General features: G+C 68.2%; 8 protein-coding genes and 1 pseudogene. 1 reads left to right on the top strand and 8 read right to left on the bottom strand.

What is annotated here, in order from left to right; all coding sequences use genetic code 11:
• Positions 1-344 precede the first annotated feature (344 nt).
• The 5 genes from ACIRPK_RS22625 to ACIRPK_RS22645 form a co-directional block, all read right to left on the bottom strand.
• On the bottom strand, positions 345-554 hold the full coding sequence (locus ACIRPK_RS22625) for a hypothetical protein (protein WP_403041079.1): 210 nt from the start codon (positions 552-554) through the stop codon (positions 345-347).
• Entirely contained in the window at positions 554-6,646 is a 6,093-nt protein-coding gene (locus ACIRPK_RS22630; RefSeq protein WP_403041080.1) for an RHS repeat-associated core domain-containing protein, read from the bottom strand. The genes ACIRPK_RS22625 and ACIRPK_RS22630 overlap by 1 nt, the downstream gene beginning before the upstream one ends.
• A 430-nt stretch (positions 6,647-7,076) precedes the next feature.
• Positions 7,077-7,517 (bottom strand): hypothetical protein, encoded by a 441-nt coding sequence (locus tag ACIRPK_RS22635; RefSeq protein ID WP_403041081.1) that lies wholly within the window; start codon positions 7,515-7,517, stop codon positions 7,077-7,079.
• Positions 7,514-13,558, bottom strand: a complete 6,045-nt coding sequence (locus tag ACIRPK_RS22640; RefSeq protein WP_403041082.1) for an RHS repeat-associated core domain-containing protein — start codon at positions 13,556-13,558, stop codon at positions 7,514-7,516. Before ACIRPK_RS22640 ends, ACIRPK_RS22635 begins: the two co-directional genes overlap by 4 nt.
• Positions 13,559-13,847: 289 nt before the next feature.
• The gene (locus ACIRPK_RS22645) at positions 13,848-14,198 is read right to left on the bottom strand and encodes a hypothetical protein (protein WP_403041083.1); all 351 of its coding nucleotides are present in this window, start codon (positions 14,196-14,198) and stop codon (positions 13,848-13,850) included.
• Between the two features lie 366 nt (positions 14,199-14,564).
• Here ACIRPK_RS22645 and ACIRPK_RS22650 point away from each other — a divergent pair, with 366 nt between their 5' ends.
• Positions 14,565-18,422 (top strand): LamG-like jellyroll fold domain-containing protein, encoded by a 3,858-nt coding sequence (locus ACIRPK_RS22650; protein ID WP_403041084.1) that lies wholly within the window; start codon positions 14,565-14,567, stop codon positions 18,420-18,422.
• Positions 18,423-19,258: 836 nt separating this feature from the next.
• On the opposite strand, the gene ACIRPK_RS22655 is transcribed toward ACIRPK_RS22650, so the two are convergent.
• The 3 genes and pseudogenes from ACIRPK_RS22655 to ACIRPK_RS22665 all read right to left on the bottom strand — a co-directional run.
• A complete protein-coding gene (locus ACIRPK_RS22655; protein WP_403041085.1) occupies positions 19,259-19,657 on the bottom strand; it encodes a hypothetical protein in 399 nt (132 codons plus the stop codon).
• A gap of 910 nt (positions 19,658-20,567) precedes the next feature.
• On the bottom strand, positions 20,568-21,689 hold the full coding sequence (locus tag ACIRPK_RS22660; protein ID WP_403041086.1) for a hypothetical protein: 1,122 nt from the start codon (positions 21,687-21,689) through the stop codon (positions 20,568-20,570).
• Between the two features lie 241 nt (positions 21,690-21,930).
• A pseudogene (locus ACIRPK_RS22665) lies at positions 21,931-22,154 on the bottom strand (site-specific integrase); the annotation flags it as partial.
• Positions 22,155-22,449 lie beyond the last annotated feature (295 nt).

Consider the following 22,449-nt stretch of genomic DNA (forward strand, 5'->3'; position numbering starts at 1 on the left):
TGTCCAGCCAACGGCTCTGTCCCGTATTCGGTGGTGACGGATTGTCACATCGGCCTGGCGTGTGCGGACTGGGAATGCCGGCAGGTCAGCGCGCCGTGGACATCTGCCGGAGCCTGGCCGGGTGGGACTGTCCGTCCCGGAAGTCTGGACGTCTCGGGGAGAGGCGGCCCCACCTGTCACCTCCTTGACCTCCCGCCATCACACTCCGCCACGAAGCGCACATTCCGTCACCACCGAATGTGAGCCAGAGCCGATGACCGTACAGACCCCTGGCAATTGATGGCGTGACATGCGGGAGGCTCGCGACCGAGTGCCGATCGCGAGCCTCCCTTCATGTGTCAGCGTCAGTGGTTACGTTCAGCGATGACTTCACGCACGCACTTGATCCAGTCATCCCAGGCAGCCGGATCGGTTGTTTCGCCATCCTCGTGGATGTGGATGTCGCCAAGGAGAGTGAGCAGGTCGTCGCCCGCGCGGTTAGCGAACTGCCATACGAACTTGGACATGGCGAGGAAAGCCTCCCGCTCATTCAGCGCCATGGTGTATTTGGTCATCAGAACTTCTTCGCCTTTCCTGCCGGGTTCAGTCCACCGTTGGTGATGGTGTTGCCGTTGCGGACCTCAGCCCAGACCTGTGATCCGTCGGGCAGGTCCATGAAGTACTTCTGGAGAGAGCCGTTCGCACCATTTTCTCCGAGGTTAATGCTCAACTTCAGGTTCTCCGGCTTCACCGCGCTCTCGATGGCAGCCCGGTTGGCAGGCGTATCGTCCGCGTAGTGCCCTCGGTCGTTCCGGAAGATGTGGGACAGGTCGTCGCGGAAGGACGGCCTTCCCGCAGCTCCCGCATTCGCGCCTTCCGCCGCTTCTGCGGTTTTGGCGGCAGAGCCGGCCACCGATGCGGCTTCGAGTTCGCGGGCGGCCTTGACCACGACGCCCTCGGCACCGATGGCGAGGGTCGCGATACTGGCGAGTGTCTCACCGTCGCCGTACAGGTCGCTGTCGGTGTCTGCACCATGCGACTTGGCGTATTCGTCCCACTTCTCAGCCAGGTGACCAGCGCAGGCTTCTTCCTGGAACCAGCAGCCAGGGCCGAGTTTGGTGACGAAGTCCAGGGTTGACGGTATGAGCCGGGGCATGCCCCAGAGAAGGTCCTTACCCGAGCCGGTGGGCTTGCGCATGTTGTCCGCGCCGCAGACGTTGGTGCCCATGACGTAACCGCAGCGTCGTGGGTCGGACGCGATGCTGTAGCCCTGCTTGGGTGCGGCCGGCTTCGGCGGAGCGGGCTTGACCTTGATGGTGACGGTGTAGTTCGTCGGCTTCTTGCTGAACTCGATGTGGTCGACCTTGACGTTATTGTCCGAGTCGGGCGGAAAGACCTGGGTGTAGGTCCAGTTACCAGGCCCGCCTGACCAGGTTTCGATACGTCCGTCGTTGCACGGTCCGCTGCAGGCACCTTCGGGCCGCAGACCCGTGGGGTCACTCAGGTAGGTCGGCGCGTTGTTGCTGTAGGAGTAGGCGTTCCACTGCTGCGGATCCCCGTCGTCCAGCACAGGGTCGGGACTGATGAACCGCCCGCTGCCGGGCTGATATTCACGGGCGCCCAAGGCGGTGAGCCCGGTGGTGTCGTCCTTAACTCCGCCGACGAAGCCCTTGTCCCCGGCCCAGCTGGTGGGCTGGGCCCCGCGCGGGTTTCCGAACGGATCCATGGGTCGACGGGACTCGGCCAGGGTGGTGGCGTCAAGGGCGAGCGTGTTGCTGCCGTGCGGATCGGCTATCTGGAAGGTCATCGACGCCCCGCTGCGGACGGCAGTGAGGCCGTTGGGCAGCGTGTAATACCGGACATCGGCGAGCTTCGCAGTACCAGTGCTCGTGTCGTAGGTCAGTTCGTCCGATCCCAGGAAGACAGTGGTCTTGCCTGACGTCGTGCGGACGAGCAAGGAACCGTTGGGTCCGTAGAGGTACCCAGTTGAGCCGGACGGGTCGGTGAGAGCGGAGAGCCTGCCCTCGGTGTTCCAAGCCAGGTCACTGCTGCCTGCGGACGTGGAGATCCTGGTGGTGTTACCGGCAGCATCGTAGGTATAGGAACTACCTGCGCTGCTCTGCAGTGCGTGTGCGCCGCCGGTGCCGTCGCCGGTGTTGCCCTTGCCCGGCGTGGGGAATGCCTGACTGACGGTAGTGTCACCGCTCGTCTCGTGCTTGACCAAACTCGTCCGGTTGCCGGTGACGTCGTAGCGATAGCTCTGCCAGTACGGGGCGGGACCGGCTACGTTCGACTGCGCCGGAGTGGCGTTGGTGCAGCTGCCCTGACCGGGAACGGAGGGCTGCGGCTTGACCGTCACGCCGCCCTTGTCGGTCCAAGCCTCGCTCAGGCGGCCGAGGTAGTCGTAGCTGAAGCACTGCAGGTCGGCCTGGGCAGGAGTGTTGTTCGCGATGTCCTTGACGGAGGTGACGCGCCCGGCCTGGTCGTAGGTGTAGTTGGTCTGCTGGGTGGCTCCGGTTGAGGCGGTCTGCTTGTCGATGTACTGGGAGACCGTCCGGCCGGTTGCCTCGTCGTAGTTGACGGTGGAGACGATCTGGGTGCCCCAGGGGTTGACCGTGGTGCGGACCGGTCGGCCGTAGGCGTCGTAGTTGGTGGACAGGTCGTAGGTGGTGGTTGCCGAGCCGAAACTCAGCATCGGCCCGTTGACGTCGTACGTGTAGTTGACCGTCTCGGCCTGACGGTCCGCCAGGGCAGGGGTGTTGGTGGCCTTCAGAGTTCCGGTGGCCTGGTTGTACGAGGCGCGGGTGGTGTAGCTGAAGGTTCCGGTCTGGCCAATCACCTTGCCCGGCATGGACAGGGTGGTGCCGGTGGAACGGTAGCCCTCGTCATAGCCGTACACCTTGCTGGTGTACGCATCGCCGGTCGCACCTCCGACGAACCGGGTGGCGGTGGCAGGCTTGCCCTTGCCTGCGGCGACGGAGTCGTAGCTCCAGGCCATGAGCTGCTTGGCCGGGTCAGTCGTTGACTGGCCTTCGAAGAGGCCGGTCTGACGGCCGATCAAGTCATAGCTTCGGGTGAGAGTGACCTTGCGGTTGTCAGTGGTGCCGGTCAGCCGGCCTGCGCCGTCGTAGTTTCGGGTCCCAGCCCCGGCGTCCGGATCGGTGCTGGCGATCAGCCGGCCTCGCAGGTCGTAGTTGTACGTCCAGCTGTTCTTGCCGGTTGCGTCGGTCCTCGACGCTGCCTGGCCGCCGGGGGTGTAGGTGGTGGCGGTGACATCGGCGTCGGAGATCACTCCGGTTGCGGTAGCAGTCCGGTACTGCCACAGCTGGATGGTTCGGCCCCGGGCGTCGGTGAGGGTGGAGCTTGGAGTGCCGCCCTGGACCGGGTTGTTGTCGGTGCGGTCGACACCGGGGTAGCTCGTGCTGGAGCGCCACTGCTCCTGGCCCAGGGATTTGAAGACCGAGGTGGTCGGGCGGTCCTGGCCGTCGTAGACGGTCTGGTTCTGTGCCGGGACCTGGGCGTCACTGGTGCCGAACAGGGTTCCGTTGGGGCTGGTGTCGTCGTTGTACCAGGAGGGGTTCTCCTTCGCCGGTCGGCCGTGCGAGTCGTAGTAGACATCGGAGATGAGGCGGCCCTGGTAGGCGGAGACGCCTGGAGTGCTCTGTGTCTGCCGCAGCCGTGCCAGGCCGTCGAAGATCTGGACGTTGATCTGGCGGTATCGGTCGGTGTCGGGCAGGGCCGAGGTGGTGATGGTGGTGGGACCGTTTGTCCCGTTCACCGCGTAGTCGTACTTCTTGTTCGCCAGTGCGCTGGTCGGCTGCCCAGGCAGCCACACTGCGGTCAGCCGGCCGAGCGCGTCGTAGGTCTGGGTGGTGACCTTGCCGTTGAGGTCGGTGGTGGTCAGGGGCAGTGCCCTTGCGGGGGCGAGCGTGGTGGTCGCGGTCCAGTCAGTGCTCGAGCCGGGTGCGGGCGAGGTGACCGTGACCTGGTTGGGCAGTTCACCGGCCCCGGCGGAGCTGTAGGTGGTGCGGGTGACCGCACCACCGGTGTGCTGGCCGTCGGTGCTGTTCGGGTCGGTGGCGGAGGTGACTCGGCCGTAGAGGTCGTAGGTGCTCGTGCCCTTGGTGGCGAACACGGCCGTGGTGCCGTCGTAGCGGTCCAGTACTTGTCCGGTGGTCAGGTTACCGGTGTCGCCGGCCTGGCCGAACGGCTTGTCGTCGTAGAAGCTGCGGTCACCTGAGACGGTATTGGCGACCGTGGGGGTGGTGCACGCGCCGCTCACCGTGGTGCGCCCGCTGACCAGCGAGCGCAGCTGCGGATTAGTCGAGGTCGCGTACGAGGTCAGGGTGCACAGCTCGGGCAGGCCGTCGGCGGTGTCCGAGGTCTTGACCGGACGGTTGCCGTTGGCCGGGTCGGTGGTGACGGTGCTGCCGGTGGTCCGCCAGCCCCCGTCGGCCTTGAGGGCCCGGTTGGTGACGGTCGTGCTGGTGGCGGCGTAGCGGGCTGTCAGAGCGGGCAGTCCCGATCCGCGGGCGTGGGTGGCTGTGACGACCGGGCCGGTGGCCTTGGTGGTGGTGTACGCGGTGAGGCTGCCGCCGGCCTGGGTGTAGGTGCCGGTCTCGTACGCCTGTCCGCTCAGCCAGTCGTCGTCGGTGAGCTGCTCACCGGCCGAGTTGGTGACTGCGGCGGTCCGCTTTGACCCGGAGGCGAGGGTGTCGGCGTCCATGCCCTGCAGGTAGCTGGTCCGGGTCTGTCCCTTGGCGCCGTCCTGGCCGTCACCGGTGGTCACGGTGACGTTAGCGAAGCCGCGGAACTGGTCCCAGGTGCGGGTCTTGGTGTCGGCCAGCGACGAGTCGTTGCGGTGCCAGGCCGCGGGCCCGTACTGGTAGGAGGTCATCTTCTGGGGTGAGTTGGTGATCGGGTCGTTCTCGGTCACCGACTTGACGGTGTAGCGGTTGAACCAGTCGTCGACGGGGTCGGCGCCGCTTGCCGAACCCGGGGGGTACCACTTGACGTTGTAGCAGGTGGTGGTGTTGCTGTCGGCCGAGGACGGCATCGTCTTGTTCAGCCGGGAGCAGGCGGGGAGGTTGTAGTCGACGTTGGTGCGGCCGCCGGTCTCGGTGGTGACCATCTGGATCCGGGGGCGGTTGTAGGCGGCCGGCGCGGGCACGAGGTTGGTGCCGTCGACCCGGTTGGGCAGCATGACCGGGGTGAACGCGGTCGCCGGCAGCGCGATCGTGCCGCCGTCCTGCCCGGTGCGCTGGACACTCGCGAGCCACAGAGCGGGCTTGCTGGTGTCGGCGGGGTCGGGGAAGGAGTGGGTCAGCGCGTAGCTGTCGATGGTGCGGTAGGCACCCGAGGTCAGCACCTGGGTGCTGATGGAGGACAGCCGGGTGTTGCTCCAGAACGACGGGCCGGCGTTGTTGCAGGTACCGGTGGCGGCGCAGTTCTGGTCGTAAGGGACGTCGGGCCAGTGCGAGGCGTTGGCCGTGCCGATGGTCGCGCCCGCGCAGGTGAACCCGCCGGCGGTGGAGCAGCGGCCTTCGGGGGCAGTGGCGAAGAGGACCTTGGCAGCGGGCTTGTTGGCGCCCTTGGCCGTGATTTGGTCGGCCAGGCGCTGGCCGTATCCGATCGAAGTAAGGGCTCCGCCGCGGCTGTAGGCGGTCAGTGTGCCGGTGCCCTGGTTCTGGCCGGCGCCGCGCGAGTAGTTGTTGGCTTCCGTGGCGTAGTTGTAGACGGTCAGGTTGCCCCGGCTGTCGACGGCGTAGTCGAGGTTCCAGCGCCATGCCTGGTTGCACCAGGAGGCCTTGCCCTTGGCCGAGTCGTAGCAGGGATCGCCCGCGTTCGGTGAGTAGACGGGCACCGACCAGGCCGAGTTGGTGGCCGGGTCGCTCTTGTCCCCGCCGGGCAGGTGGTTCAGGCCGAAGTAGAGGGAGTTGCCGTCGTTGTCGGTGACTTTGGCGTACTCGCCCTGGTTGGCGCCGTTGGCGGCGCCGGTCAGGAATTCGACCTTGGTTCCGTCGTCGTTTTTCAGCTTCCAGGTGCCGGTGGTGTCGTCGCGCACCAGCTCTCCGGAGTGTCCGCCGAGCGACATGGTGGCGTTGTTCCCGGCCCAGCAGAGGTCGCCGGAGCCGGTGATGCCGTGCTTGTCGCAGCCCCAGTAGGAGCGTTCGATGAAGCCCGGACTGTAGTCCCAGCCGTCACCGATCCAGGATGCCTGCGCGTTGGTGGAGGAGGTCCGGCCGTCCACCGAGGACGAGTCGTAGGAGAGCGAGACCGCGGGTGCGCTGCCGCCCAGGGCGGGAGGCACCTGGATCTGGTAGCCGTAGGTGAAGGAGCCGGACGCGTTGCCGGCGGTCCAGCCGCCGCTGGGGGAGAGGCTGGTGGCGGAGAAGGTCCCGTCACCGCCGGCCGCGCCGGCGGAGGCAGCCAGAGCCTGGGGTGCTGCCTGCAGTCCCGACTTGGCTTTGGAGTCCGCTGTCGCGGGGGCCCAGTCCTTGGGGACCTGGTAGCGCGGCTGCACCGGCTTCGCGCCGGGGGCGGCTGTTCCCTTGACCGAGGTGGTGACTGGCAGCGGGGTGCCGTCCGGGCTCCAGATCCGGTCGGCGTCCTTGGCGGCAGCCGATGTGGCCGCCGGCGAGAGAAGGGAGACCGCCAGACCCAGCATGCCCACAGTTGCAGCCGCACGCCTTCGGCCCGATAGGTGACGCATACGCGCTTCACCCCAGATTGATTTCACAGCAGACTTACCTTTTCTTGAAAGGAAATGACAGAACGTCAGAAGGTTTGGTCGTGAAGAGTGACGACCGCAGGTACGGCCCCTGGCCGGACCCCCGCTCCCATGGCGGCAGGGAGCCAGGCCGGGACAGGCGGAAGGGGCGGGGCGGCCGGCGAGGGCGCAGCCGCTATGTGAGTGGAGCAGGCCGGTGCTGACGCTCGACGTCGGGCGCGGGGCCGGGTGAGGTGCCCGCTGGGAGCGCTGCCGGATCAGTGACGAAGGAAGTCGGCAGCGTGTCGGGCGGATGGTCGAAGGGCCGTCCGCCCGACACGGGCGCGCTCAGTTCGGCCGGAGATCGGGCCGGTGGTGGGTCAGCGGGTCAGGAACCGACGTGCTTGAAGACGATCTTCGTAGTGGCATCCTCCGACCAGAAGACGGAGAGTCCCTTGGAGGCTGATGCCCCCAGTGCCCTCAATCGACCGCCGTACCTGGTGCCGTCGGCCGGGTTGAGGAAGGTCAGCTCGATCTCCTGGTCGCCGGGCGAGTTCGCCGTGCCGGCCAGGTCCCAGGCACCGCTGTCGGAGGCCCGGCGGACCGGTTGTCCGGTCGCGGGAGAGACCTCGACTGGGTAGTCCTGGCTGGCGAAGGTGCCGTCTGCCGCGAAGGAGATCCTCGCCCCGTCCGGACCCAGCCAGGTACCGACCAGGTCGGAGGCCTTCGCGTCGCCGCCGGACAGGTCGTCGGTGGAGATGCCGTAGCCGAGCAGGAGCGCGAGCAGGGTGGCCAGCGCTCCGGCAGCGATCTTCAACCGCCTGCTCACTTGATCACCATGCTTTCCGACCAGGTCGCGTACTGGGTCTTGGTTGATATCGGCCCGCCGAGCGCGTCCGCTGCCCGGTTGATCGGCCCACCAATGTAGCTGTCCCAGAAGTTTCGCAGCACCGGTGGGTGCACCAGCGAGTTGAAGGTGGTCTTGTTGGTGACGGTGATCTCCACATCGGCGACGCCGGATCTCTTGTCCACCGACTTCACCTGGTACGAGATGTCGTAGGACCCGACGAACACCGAGGTCGCACTGCCGTACCGTCCGCCCGAGCCGGCATCCTTGATTCCGGCGGTCAGACCCAGCGTGACCACGTCGGTGTAGTCCTCGAACAGGCGGTAGGCCCCCTCGCGGCTGAGCACGTTGTACCCGAGCTTGTCGGACTGCTTGCCCTTGGCGATGCCCTTGCCGATCAGGTCCCGGACCACGTCCATCGAGTGGTCCCGGCGCAGCTCCTCGGTGAACTCGTCGCCCGGACCGAAATGGATCTCCTTGGGGCCGGTGCCGCTGATCCATTGCAGTCCGACCGTGACTGCGCTCGGCTTCTTGGTCACCTTCGAGGTCGCCTTGATGCAGCCGTACGGCATCGAGCCCGTGCAGTTGGACGCAGCAGCCTTGGCGGTTCGCGCGTTCGACGCCTTGTCGTTCGCGGTGAGCGGTGCCTTGGGTACACCGCAGTACCCGGGTCGGCAGCCGCCGCCCTTGGTAGGGGTGAGTCCCTTGCTCTGTCCCCAGTCCGTGTTGGCCGTGCTGCCGCACCCGCCGGGGCAGCCCGCGCCCGGGCTGTACCCGTAACAGGCGCCCTCGGTGCCGCAGCCGTCCGGGATCAGACCGGTCGGGTCGGTCAGATAGGTGGGGGCGTTGTCCCCGTACGCGTAGCCGTTCCACTGCTGCGGGTTGTCACCCGCCAGCAGCAGGTCCGGGCTGACGAAGCGTCCGGTGCTCGGCTGGTACTGCCGGGCACCGAGGGTGGTCAGGCCGGTGCCGTCGTCCTTGAGTCCGCCGATGAAGCCGCGGCTGCCGGTCCAGCTGCCCGCCTGGGCACCTCGGGCGTTGCCGAACGGGTCGCTCGGACGCCGTGCCTCGACCAGAGACGTGGCGTCGAGGGCGAGTGTGTTGGTGCCGTGGGGGTCCGCGATCTGGAACGTCATCGAGGTCCCGCTGCGCACGGCGGTCAGGCCGTTCGGCAGCGTGTAGGAACGCACTGTGGAGGACTTCCCTGAGGCCACGTCGTAGGTCAGTTCGTCCGCTCCGAGGAAGGCAGTGATCTTCCCCGCCTCGTACCGGACCAGGAGGTTGCCGGAGACGTCGTAGACGTAATCGGTCGAACCGCCGGCACCGGGCTTGGAGTAGCGCGTGAGCTTGCCCTCGACGTCCCAGCTCAGGGTGCTGGCGCCGGTCGTGGTGGTGATCGCGGTGGTGTTTCCGGCCGCGTCGTACCGGTACGTGGCCGGTGCGTCGCCGGTACCCGCCTGCAGCGCGTGCGGGCCGCCGGTGCCGTCGCCGTTGTTGGCCAGCCCGGCCGTCGGGAAGGTCTGGGTGACCGTCACGTCGGCACCGGGACTTCCGGCCGGGTCGTGCTTGACCAGGCTCGTCCGGTTACCGGTCAGGTCGTAGCCGTAGCTCTGCCAGTACGGCGCGGGACCACCGATGGCGGTCTTGACCGGGGTCGTGGCGGTGCACCCACCGAGGCCTGCGACCGACGGCTGCGGCTTGGTGGTGACGGTGCCCCGGTCGGTCCATGCCTCGTTCAGACGTCCGAGGTAGTCGTAGCCGAAGCACTGGAGGTCGGTCTGGGCGGGGGCGTTGTCCGGTACGTTCCGCACCGAGGTGACCCGTCCGGACGGGTCGTAGGTGTAGCCCGTCTGCTGGGTCGCGCCGGTGGCGGCGGTCTGCTTGTCCACGTACTGCGAGAGCACGCGCCCCGTGGCCTCGTCGTAGTTCACCGTGGAGACGATCTGAGTGCCCCACGGGTTGACGGTGGTGCGGACCGGCCGGCCGTAGGCGTCGTAGTTGGTGGACAGATCATAGGTGGTGGAGGCTGAGCCGAAGGACAGCATCGGTCCGTTGACGTCGTAGGTGTAGTTGATCGTCTCGGCCGGGCGGTCTGCCAGCACCGGAGTGTTGGTCGCCTTCAGACTGCCGCTCACCGGGTTGTACGAGGCGCGAGTCGCGTAGCTGAACGGGCCGGTCTGACCCACGACCTTGCCGGGCAGCGTCTGCACCGAGCCGGTGGATCGGTACCCGTCGTCGTAGCCGTAGACCCTGCTGGTGTAGGCGTCGCCGGAGGTACCGCCCACGTAGCGGGTCGAGGCAGCCGGCTTGCCCTTGCCGTTCGCGATCGAGTCGTAGCTCCAGCCGGCCAGCTGCTTGGTCGGGTCGGTCGTGGTGGTCCCCTCGAATAGGGCCACCTGACGGCCGATCAGGTCGTAGGTCCGGGTGGTCGCGACACCCCGGCCGTCGGTCCGGGTCAGTACCCGGCCGGAGGCGTCGTAGCTGGTGGTGCTCGTGCCTGTGTCGGGGTCGCGCAGCTTGGTCGAACGGCCCCGGAGGTCGTACTCGTAGCTCCAGACGTTCTTGCCGGTGGAGTCGGTGCGGGTGGCGACCTGTCCACCGACGGTGTATGCCGTGGTGGTGACGTCGGCGTCCGCCCGGTTCCCGGTCGCCGTCGCGGTCCGGTACTGCCAGAGCTGGACTGCCCGCCCCCGGGCGTCGGTCACCGTCGAGGTGGGAGTGCCGCCTTGAGCTGGGGTGAGATCGGTCCGGTCGGCTCCGGGATAGGCCACGCTGCTCCGCCACTGCTCCTGGCCGAGAGAGTAGAAGACCGACGCGGTCGGGCGGTCCTGGCCGTCGTAGGACGTCCTGGTCTGTGCGGGGACCTGGGCGTCACCGGTGGTGAACAGGGTCCCGTTTGGGGCGGTGTCGTCGTTGTACCAGGCGGTGTTGGCCTTGGCCGTCCGGCCGTGCGAGTCGTAATAGGTGTCCGAGATCATGCGGCCCTGGTAGGCCGAGATCCCCGGAGTGGTCTGGGTCTGGCGGACGCGGCCGAGGCCGTCGTAGATATCCACGGTGACGGTTCGGTACTGCTCGTCGTCGGCGAGCCTGGAGGTGGTGACGCTGCTCGGGCCGCCCGTCCCGTTGACCACGTAGGCGAAGGTGGTGTTGGCGGACTGTGCCGTGCTCCGGCCGGGCAACCAGAGCGCGGTGATTCGGCCGAGAGCGTCGTAGCTTGTGATGGTGGCCTTCCCGTTGAGATCGGTTCGGGTGACGACCTGCCCACGGCCCTGGGAAAGCAGGGTGCTCGCCGTCCAGTCGGTGGCGGATCCCGGGGCGGGCGAGGTGACGGTGACGGCCGTGGGCAGTTCACCGGTAGCACCGGTGTAGCTGGTCCTGATGACTGCGCCGGTCGGATGCTGGATATCGACCGAGGTGGGATCGGACGTGGAGGTCACCCGGCCGTAGGTGTCGTAGCCGGTGGTCGCGGTCGTCACGTACTGCGCGGTGCCGGTGCCGTCGTAGCGGTCCAGGCTCTGCGTCGCGGTGGCGTCGCCGGTGTCGCCGGCCTGGCCGAACGCCTTGCCGTCGTAGAGCGTGCGGGTGTCGGCCACGGTGCTTGCCGCGGTGGCCGTGGTACCGCAGTCCCCTGTCAGGGTGAGCCTGCGGCTGACCAGCGAATGCAGCTGAGGGTTGGTGGAGGTGGCGTACTCGGTGCGGATGCAGACCTCGGCCAGGCCGTCGGCGGTCTGGCTCTCGCTCACCTGACGGTTGCCGTTGGCCGGGTCGGTGCCGACCACGCTGCCTGTGGTGCGCCAGCTTCCGTCGGCCTTCAGAGTGCGGTTCGTGGTGGTGACCTTGGTGGACTTGTAGCGGGCTACCAGGGCGGGCATGCCGGCTCCCCGGGCCTGGGTTGCCGTGGTCGCCGGGTTGGTCGCCCGGTTCACCGTGTAGGCGGTGGGCGATCCGTCGGCCTGGGTGTAGGTGGTGCTCTCCAGCACCTGTCCCGCCAGCCAGTCGTCGTCGGTGACCTGCTCGCCCAGCGAGTTGGCCCGGGTGACCGCACGGCGGGCACCCGAGGTGAGGAGGTCGCCGTCCATGCCCTGCAGGTAGGTCGTCCGGGTCTGGGTCCGGGCTCCGTCCGCGCCGTCGCCGGTGGTGATCGTCACGTCGGCGAAGCCCCGAAAGACATCCCAGGAACGGCTCTTGGCCTCGGTCAGGGCCGAGTCGTTCCGGTGCCAGGCGGCAGGCCCGTACGTGTAGGACGTGATCTTCTGCGGTGCTCCGGTCAGCGGGTCGTTCTCGGCGATCGACTTGACGGTGTATCGGTTGAACCAGTCGTCCACCGGGTCCGCGTCGGAAGCCGAGCCTGGCGGATACCACTTGACGTTGAAGCACGTGCTGGTGTTGGTGTCCGCCGAGGCCGGCATCCGGCTGTTCAGCCGTGAGCAGGCGGGCAGGTTGTAGTCCACGTTGGTGCGGCCACCGGTCTCGGTGGTGACCATCTGGATCCGCGGGCGGTGGAACGCCGCAGGGGCTGGCACCAGGTTGGTGCCGTCCACCCGGTTGGGCAGCATCACCGGGGTGAAGGTGGTGGCGGGCAGCGTAACCGGCGTCCCGCCGTCCTTGCCCGTCCGCTGGACACCGGCCAGCCAGAGCACCGGCTTGGTGGTGTCCGCCGGGTCGGGGAAGGAGTGCGTCAGCGCGTATACGTCGACGTCCTTGTAGCTCCCGCCGGACAGCACCTGGGTGGTGATCGAGGCCAGCCGGACATTGCTCCAGAACGTCGGCCCGTAGGTGGTGCAGGTGCCGGTCGCGGCGCAGTTCTGTTCGTACGGGACGTCCGGCCAGTGCGAGGCGTTGGCCGTACCGAGCGTCGCGCCGGTGCAGTTGAACCCGCCCGCGGTGGAGCAGCGGCCCTCGGCGGCAGCGGTGAACAGCACCTTGGCGGCGGGCTTGTTCGCTCCCTTGGCCGTGATCTGGTCGGCCAGCCGTTGGCCGTAGCCGATGGACGTCAGTGCACCGCCTCGGGTGTAGGCCGTCAGGGTCCCGTTGCCCTGGTTCTGCGCACCGCCGCGTGAGTACCTGTTGGCCTCGGCGGAGTAGCTGTAGGTGGTGAGGTTACCGTGCTGGTCCACCACGTGGTCGAGGTTCCAGCGCCATGCCTGGTTGCACCAGGAGGCCTTGCCCTTGGCCGAGTCGTAGCAGGGGTCGCCGACGTTCGGCGAGTAGACGGGCACCGACCAGGCCGAGTTGGTGGCGGGGTCGGTCTTGTCCCCGCCGGGCAGGTGGTTCAGGCCGAAGTAGTAGGACACCCCGGCGCTGTCGGTGACCTTGACGTACTCGCCCTTGTCAGCGCCGTTGGCGGCGCCGGTCAGGAACTCGACCTTGGTCCCGTCGTCGTTCTTGAGGTGCCAGACACCGGCGGTGTCATCCCTGACCAGTTCACCCGAGTGGGTACCGAGCGACATGGTCGCGTTGTCGCCGGCCCAGCAGCGGTCGGCCGAGTTGTCGATGCCGTGCTTGTCGCAGACCTGGTAGGACCGCTCGATGAACCCAGGGTTGTACTCCCAGCCGTCACCGATCCAGGAGGCCTGGGCGTTGGTCGAGGAGGTGCGACCGTCCACCGAGGATGAGTCGTAGGAGAGTTCGACCCCGGGCTCGGCACCGCCGAGCGCCGGGGGCAGGTCTACCGGGTAGCTGTAGGTGAACGCTCCGCTGGTCCCGCCGGACGCCCAGGCGCTGCTCGGGGAGAGGCTGGTAGCGGAGAAAGTCCCGTCGCCGCCGGCCGGGCCGGCGGAGGCAGCCAGGGTCTGGGGAGCGGCCTGCAGCCCTGCCTTGGCCTTGGAGTCCGCAGTGGCGGGGGTCCAGTCCGTGGGTACCTGGTACCGCGGCTGCGCCGGTTTCGCGCCGGAGGCGGCTGTCCCCTCGACCGACGTGGTGACCGGCAGGGGAGTGCCGTCCGGGCTCCAGATCCGATCGGTGTCCTTGGCGGCAGCCGATGTGGCTGCCGGCGAGAGGAGGGAGACCGCCAGCCCGAGCACACCCGCAGCCGCAGCCGCACGCCTTCGCCCGGATAGGTAGCGCACGCGCGATGCACGCCAGAGTGGTTTCACAGCAGATTTACCTTCTTTTAGATGGAAATGACAGTCCGTCACATATGCGTGATCTTGGATGTGATCACGCCCCCGTTGAACGGATGGTTCGACCGGCCGCTGAATTTGCTCGACGCGTGCGAAATGGCAGGCCCTCGGGAAGCGGGGAGGCGGACGCGTGAAGGAGTGGAACCCGGCGCAGTGAATCGCTATGCCCGGGTACGTGAGCGATTGCCAATCAGCGCACCGGAGACCTGGCGCGGCCGCTCCCGGCAGACGAGTCCTGCGCCAGCTGCCAGCGGCTGGAATCGCCTCCGCCGGGGTCGGTGAAGCGCTGCGCAACCTCCTGGTCGGTGCGCACCTCGACGCGGACGCAAGGCTGCCGAAGACCCAGCTCCGTGGGAGGGATGTCACTCCCGGAGCGGGCGGATCTGCCCATGGGGGCAAGATCGTCGCTGCGCATCGGCTCGGCAGTGCTGGCGGCGGTCAGCGCCGCGCCGTAGTGCGCGGTGAGCGTTGTTGCGACCGCCCCGAGTTGGGCGGTGCCTGGCGTCGCCCTGACCCCGAGGACGAGGGAGAGCAGGGCCATGGCAAGAGCCCAGAGGGCCGGTGCTCCCAGCTTCATTCGCCCCCCCGGATCATGTCGGCTCGATCCTCGGGCCGTGAGATATGCAGCGAAATTTACGGGGAGCGCATCCCCTCACGTCAAGGTGATCATGAAATCGCAGCACGGTGATGCACACCACATGCCTGTGAAAGATCTATAAGACAAGGCAAATCGGGCATTTAGGATGGTAACGAATTGACGTTCTCTCAATGCTGGATCATCTTTCAGATTGGTCTCTGTGCGAACGTCGCCAGTGCAGTCTTCGGTTGGGAAAAGCCCGTGCAAAAACTGACGCCGAGTCAATTCTCGGTGCCCCGGAAGCGCCCGAGAACGTCCGCGGCAGCGCTCTTGGCGGCCCTCGGCCTCACCACTGGCCTCCTGGCCGCCGCTCCCGCCGCCTGGTCGGCCGGCCAGGCCGACTTGGACGCCACAATCGCTGCGGCCGACGCGGCCCACACCAAGGACACCCCGCCCGCAGCTGGGCGCCCCCTGAGTGAGGACGAGACCAGCCGGGCCATCGCAAAGGCGCTGCAGAGCAGCGTCGAGGTGCCGATCCCGTCGCTGGACACCGAGTACACCGAGACCGTGGCCACCCCGGCGGGAAAGCTGTCGGAAACCCAGCATCCCAAGCAACAGCGGATGAAGCGTGGGGACACCTGGGTCGCCCTGGACTCCTCCCTGGTGGCGGGGCCCGGTGGATCGCTCGTTCCGAAGGCGACGCCGTCGGAACTGGTGCTCTCGGGCGGCGGCAACGGTCCGCTGGCGACCATGAGGTCCAAGGACGGCAAGCGCCTCGCGGTGAGCACCCCGTTCGCCCTGCCCAAGCCGGCGGTCACCGCTAACTCGGCGCTGTACACCGAGGTCCTGAACGGCGTTGACCTCAAGGTGACCGCCAGCGAACAGGGCGGCTTCACCACCGTGCTGGTGGTCAAGAACGCCGACGCCGCAGCCAACCCGGCACTGAAGAACCTCAAGTTCGCCACCAGCGCCGACGGCGTCACCGTCACCGCGGACGAGGGCGGCAACCTGGAGGCCAAGGACGCCTCCGGCACCACCGTCTTCCACGCACCCGCACCGCTGATCTGGGACTCCAGCAGTCAGCAGGCACCCGCCGCAGCCCCCCGCGCCCTCAAGGCCGCCCCAGCCCCCAAGAGCACCCCCACCGCACCGGCCACGTCCATGGCGACCAGCAACGCGGACGGACCGGGCACCGGAGCCAAGGTGGCCACCATGCCGGTCAAGGCAACCGGATCAGCGGTGGAGCTGACGGCCGACCAGACTGTACTGGCCGGCCCCGACACCAAGTACCCCGTCTACATCGACCCGTCCTGGATCCCCGCCACCATGGACCGCCAGTCCTGGACCTGGATCCAGCAGGGCTTCCCCGGCACCAGCAACTTCAACAAGGCCGGCAGCTCCGGCGCCGACCGGCCCGGCGTCGGCTACCAGGGCTGGTCCAGCCCGTACGGAATCGAACGGACCTACTACCAGTTCAACGTCTCCGCCTACAAGGGCGCGATCGTCAACAAGGCCACCCTCAAGGTCGACGAGTACTCCACCTCCGACTGGTCCTGCAGCAACAAGTACGGCGTCAACGCCTACCTGTCGGCGGAGTTCGACGGCAACACCACCTGGAACAACCCGCCCGCCCGCTACGACTTCCTGGGCACCGCGCAGGTCGGCGGCGCCCGCCAGAGCGGCTGCTCCGGCAGCGTCGCCGTCACCTGGGACGCCACCACAATCGTCAAGAACGGCATCGCCGCGGGCTGGAATGTCGCAGCCTTCACGATCCAGGGCAACGAGAGCGACCGCAACGCCTTCAAGCGGTTCGACTACAACGGGGCGGCGCTGTCCATCGAGTACGACCGCGTACCGAACGTGCCGACCAACCCGCACGTCGGTCCCGCGTCACCGCACACCGTCGTCCCCGGCGGGTCCAGCGACGCCTGCGACAACAGCGGCCTGGACAGCTGGGGCTGGGTCAACTCCGCCGACGCCAGCCTCAACATGACCGTCACCAGCCCGGTCCAGGGCCAGCTGGCCGGCTGGTACCACATCTGGGACTACGCGCAGAGCGGCGTACCGGAGATCGCCTCCGGTTACACCGGCATGGTCAACAGCGGCGCGAACGCTCCGTTCCAGCTTCCCGCCGGAGCCCTGAAGGACGGTCACCACTACGGCTGGGGTGCCTTCGCCACGGACACCCTCCCTGGCGTCGGCATGACCCAGTTCTCGCCCGACTGCCACTTCAAGGTCGACCTGACCGCACCCAACGTCTCCTTCCCGGCTACGGTCTCCGACCCGAGCAAGCAGTTCCCGGCCGCCGGCAACGGACAGACCCCGCAGATCGCACTGGGGCAGAGCGGCACCGTTCCGGTCACCGCCACCGACCCCAACCCCTCGGGCGGACTCACCTCCGGTCTGGCCTGCCTGCGATGGAGCTACGACCCGCAGCTCACCAACGCCGCCTGGCAGTGCGGCGGAACCATGCCCACCGCGGGCATCCAGGTCACCCCGGGCAACTGGGGAACCCAGATCCTCTACGTCCAGGCCCAGGACAACGCCGGCAACAACTCCCAGGTCTCGCCCTACGCGTTCTACGTACCGTGGAACGCCAGCGGCCCGGCCCCGGTGTTCGGTGACGTCACCGGCGACGGCGCGCCGGACGTGCTGAGCCCGGACTCCAACGGCAACCTGCGCGCCTACACCGTCCCGGGGAACCCGGTCGCCAAGAGCCCGGCCACCTCGCTGGCCGCCAAGGTCACCGACTCTCCCGACAAGGACAGCTGGGCCAACTACCGCACCACACACCGCGGCACCTTCAGCGGCGGCAAGAACGTGGACGACCTGCTCGCCCATAAGGACAGCTCACCCAAGCTCTACTTGTACCCGAACCCGGGCAACACCAACGTCCAGGGACGGTTCGACAACAAGGCCGAGCTGGCCAAGCCCGGCTGCGCCACCGGCTCCGCCGAGTGCACCGGATACGCGACCACCTGGTCGACCACCCGTCAGATCGCCGCTGTCGGTGACCCGGTCGCCACCGATCTGGACCCCGGCAAGCAGTTCCGCAACAAGTCCGGCCTGCTGACCGTGGAGAGCGGTGCCGACGGGGACGCCGGGCTCTGGTACTACCCGACCATCGGCACCAACCAACTCGGCACCCCGGTCCGGCTCGCGGCCACCGGCTGGAAGAACCGCGAACTGCTCTCCCCTGGCGACTGGGCCGGTCAGGGCCACCCCGGCCTGTGGACCAGGGATGCCGCAACCGGCGTGCTGCTCGGCTTCACCTTCACCACCGGCACCGGCAGCATCCCCGACGAGTTCGGTGACCCGGTGCAGTACCCGACCCTGACCGCGATCAGCGCCCCGACCGATATCGGTGGCACCCTGACGACCAAACTGTGGCCCCGGGTCGGCTCTGACGGTGACCTGACCGGTAACGGCAACCCCACTCTGTGGGGTATCACCGAGGCAGGCGAGATCCAGATCTGGACCGGCAAGCGGGCCGGCACCCCGACCGCCCCGAAGTACAGCTGGCAGACCGGCCCCGACACCGTGCTCACCACCGCCCAGGTCCCCAACCAGTGGCTGCTGAACAGCACCGCCAGGGGAACCGACTCCGGCGGCACCAACCCCGCCACCCTCGTCGGGAACGCCGCCTGGACGACCGACCACAAGGGAACCGCCAACAGCGCGGCCAACCTCAACGGCGCCTACTACAAGACCGCGAGCCCCTCGGTCGACACCAGCAGGAGCTACTCCGTCTCCGCCTGGGTCAAGCTCGACAACACCGACGGCTATCAGACCTTCGTCACCCAGAACGGCAAGGAGCGCGGCTCCTACTACCTCCAGTACTCCAAGGCCTTCAACGCCTTCGCGTTCGTCACGCCCGACTCGGACAACTACTGGACCGGCACCTACCACCACGCCAACGGCGCCACCCCGCCCCAACTGGGCGTGTGGACTCACCTGGTGGCCACCTTCAACGCGGGTACCGGAAGCATGACGCTCTACGTCAACGGCAAGTACGCCGGCGCCGACACCAACCCCACCCCCTGGAACGCCACCGGCCCCATCACCATCGGCGCCGACGCCGCCGCCAACTACCCCGTCGGCAACCTGACGGCCGGCGCCACCAGCGACGTCCGCACCTACCCCTACCCCCTCACCTCCGAGCAGGTCACCGCGCTGTACAACAACTGACCTCGCACCACCCAACGTCTGGCCCTCCACTTCTCATGGTGGAGGGCCAGACGCCGTTTCGCCGCCAAACTCTGCTCAGCACCGCAGCGCCTGGACGGGGTGACCGCCGACCTCACGCTGCTGGAGATCCCGCACCTGGCTGTCCCGGTCGCCCGGCCACCCTCGGCGGCCGGGCCTGCGCCCCCGGTCCGGCTTTGACGTGCGGATTGCGCAGGGAGGATGCGAAGGTCGCACTGGCGCAGGATCTGGCGCAGGGCGTTGTCGATGCCGCCGGTCACGGTGTGGACGAGCCGGTCCGCCGGGTCCCCGGTCTCGCTCTCGTCGTAGAGCGCTTCGAGGCCGCTCCCGACCCTCCACTCCACCGCGACGGACCGGCGGTGAAGCCCACACCGAAGTCACCGACCGGGGCGAAGACGATCCCGGGGTCGCCCGGGCCGGTGCTGGCGGGCAGGCCGGCCAGTTCGAGGGCACGTTGGAGCCGCGGCAGGAACTGCTCCGCCCGCCGGTCGCCCCGCAGGCTCTCCGCCTCCTCCCGGAGGCCGAGGTGCTCGGCGAGTTCGATCATTTCGGGCCGGCGGTCCGGCCCGGCGCTGCGGCCGGGAGTGGTGGTGTGCCGGGAGTGCTCACGAGTTCCCTTTCAGTGAAGGACCGGGTGGTGCGGACGGGGCGACGGGGCTCGGTCAGGCGGGGTCCGGAGTGGGGTCGAGGACGGCTTCGGCGGCCTTGACGATCTCGTCGAGGGTGTAGACGCGCCGGTTGATCAGCGACGTGGCCAGGGCTGCCGCGAAGGCAGCGGTGTGGAGGGCCAGGTCGAAGAAGTCGCTCTCGCTCCGGTCTCAGATCCCGGCCATCGTCTGAGTGATGCCGTTCAGCGACGTGCGCAGGTCGGTGCCCTCCGCGGGGAAGAAGCTGCACAGCAGACGCGGGACCAGGCCCTCACCGTCGCCCTCCCCGTCGGCCGGGACGTCCTCAGCCAGGCGGCGCAGCAGCTCGCCGGGCTCGATGTCCTGGTGCGTGGCGAACTTCTCGGTGACGGCGGCTGCGGAGATGAGGATGCCGGTGGCCAGCATCATGATGTGCTCGGTGCCCTCGCCGGCCGCGACGTCCAGGCGGGCCTGGGCGGCCACGACCTGGGCGGCCGGGTTCTCGGAGGTGCTGCTCGCGTGCTCGGCGGCCGGGTTGAGGGCGGCGGGCAGGAGGGCGATGGTCGGATTCTCGGCTGACTTGGGCGGCATGCGCAGCATCGTGCTCCTGCCCTGCCTCCCCTGTCCGGCGAATCCCAGAACGACCGGCCAGGTCTCCTCCGGAACCTTGGCGTTCGGCGAGCATCGCACCGCCTGATCGAGAGCACGGGCCCGATGCCTGCTGGCCGCTGCGGGCCTCCGTCGTGCGGCGCGTGCCGTCCGGCTGCGTCCGTGCGCTTTTGACGGCCTGTCAGGGGAGCGGAACGGTGGTGGGCGCAAGGACTTGCAACCGGCTTGGCAGAGGCAGTGGTCATGGCCTTACGGTTCAGGGGTATTGACCCGGACACACCCAACGGTGGTTCTCCGACCGTGTGGTTGGAGGACGAGACGGCGGAGATCGTCGTCCAGGGCTGGCTGCCGGACATGGAGATGTACCGCGTGGTCAGCGAGACCGAGTGGGCGGAAGGCCACGCCACCGGTGTCCCGGATCACGAGGGCGTCGTCCGGATCCCGGTCAGGATGATCCCGTTCCTGCGCGGATTGCCAAGCGCACGTCTTCTCCCCGGTCCACAGCCTGCGTCTGGCCCGGGTCTCGGCCACGCTCGCCGCACCGGTCGAGACCGAGGACACCATGGTCTTCACCGACCTCCCCGAAGTCCGCGGCCACCTCAGCGAGCCGTACTTCGTCCGTGTTCTCGAAGGCGGCCTGCCGCGGTACGTACGCGACGCCGGGCGAGGCCACGCGGTACCCGCATGGGTATGACTCGCTGGCGGGGATCATCATCATCGACATCTGATCCACCGGGGCTCTGATCTTGAGCGATCGGGGGCATGCGAAACGTTTCGACCGCCCGAGATTCCAGGGGGATGAGGCCGCTTCGCGCCCCTGGGACGTCCGAGGAGGCGTGACCCACCGGCGGGCCGGCGCCCTCACGGGGAAGGCGCCGGCCTTGAGCTCACATCAGCTGACTGTCGCCCACTGGTGGGCGCTGCCCTGGTGGACGGCGGCGTAGATGCGGTCGCGCAGCAGGTTGGCGTCGTGGTCGGTGAGGGTGCGGTCCAGGTGCCGCAGGACCACCTTGAGGAGGACGTTCTTCTGATCCGGGCGGGCTCCGAGCCGCTCCAGGGCCCGCGGTGGCAACTCCGTGCAGGGCGTCTGGCTGAGGATCTCGACGGTTTCCACGCAGTCGGCGTCGGGGCCGAGAGCGTCGCGGACCCGGTCGCCGAGGTCTTCGGCCAGGTCATCATGGTCAACGGCAACGGACAGATCCCGGCGGATGCCGGGCATCACGGACACGGTCCGGTAGGGGGCCAGGTCGGCCATCTGGGTGGCCACGGAGGGCTCGGCCGAGCGCAGGATGCGGATGTCCGGAATGCCCTTGAGCAGCATCAACATGCGGTCGAGTCCCATGCCGAGGGCGAGGCCGCTCCATGAGGCGTCGAGGCCGGCCCGCTCCAGCACCTTCGGATGGGCCAGCCCGCACTCGGCCACCTCGATCCATTCGCCGTCGCGGTCCACGTCCACCTGGCGGCCGGAAAGGGTGTAGGGGTGGACACGGTCCTCGTGGCGGTGCTTCGCTCCGGGGAGGATCCCCGCTACGAGAGTGGTGACCATGTCGTCCAGGTCGGTCGTGGTCATGGGGACCGGGCGGCGGGTGACGCGCCACAGGTCGAGCTGGTGGGGCGTGCCGGTGTGCAGGCGGTCGATGCTGTCGCGGCGGTAGACCAGTCCGGGGCAGACCAGGAGCACGTCGTCGGCCGGGTCCGCTGCCAACGCGCGCAGCGCCGCCGGGATCAGTGCGCTGGAGTGGCTGCGCAGCATGCTCTGGTCGTCGACGTAGCGGGTGTACCGGGCGTCGCGGGTGATGTCGTCGGCGCGGTAGCCGAGGTTGTCGTAGTTGTCCTCGATGGTGACCGTGCGCTCGCCGCGGCTCCAGCGGACCTCGCATCCCCAGCGTTCCGCCAGGGCCTCGACGGCACGGTTGAGGACGAGCTGGAGAGCGTGCGGCCCAGTGGCGGGGTCGGTGAGGTCGCGGACGGACAGGTCCCGGGCGAGCTGTTCAGCGGAAAGGTGAGCGGGCATGTCGGCCTCCTGGCCAAGAGCAGTGACGGGGTTTCGGAAACCCCCCAGCCCCTGGGCCTGGCCGCACGGTGGGGTCAGCCTGCTCAGCTCTGGAGACGTGGCGAGGTCCGACCCCTGCGGCGCCCTTCGGGGGCCAGGGGGCCGGTAAATCGGCGAGAGATCGCTACGACGGCCACACCAGGACTATAGCTGGATCCTGGGACCGGAACTCAACTGTTTCCATCAGCTTGCCGGGGTCAGGTCACCGGCGGGCGTCGCCTGGTGCCAGCAGGCTGGTGATCTCGGCGATCGCCTCCGGAGACGGCTTGAAGTAGCGGCGGACGCTCTCCGGTTTCCGGTGCCGGGACTTCGCCATCAGCGTCAACAGTCAGCTTTCTGCTCACCGAGGTGGGTGAGGGCGGAATGGCGGTACTCGCGCAGGCTCCAGCCCGTTCCCGCCCCGCGCAACGCGGTGTGCTGGCCCAGTGCGCCGAGCCGGTCCACGTTCAGCTTCAACCGGCCGTTCGGCTGCACCGCCGCGTTCGCACACTTCAGCGGCCAGCACACCTGGCTTTTGGACCTTGCTCCGTGATGACAGCAACTACCGCAGCACCTGACACCACCGCACGGGCTGCCGGTTCGCCGGACGACGGTGCGGTGGGTCGAGGGGTGTCAATCCCCTGGTTCAGGGCTCGGTCATGGTCCTTGACCAAGTGTGGTGGAGTCGTTGGGGTTGCGGTGGCAGGCTGGGCAGCGCCAGAGGGCGGTGATCAGTGCGATC

Origin of the sequence: Kitasatospora sp. NPDC101801 (assembly GCF_044766665.1) — a bacterium.
Lineage (GTDB): Bacteria > Actinomycetota > Actinomycetes > Streptomycetales > Streptomycetaceae > Kitasatospora.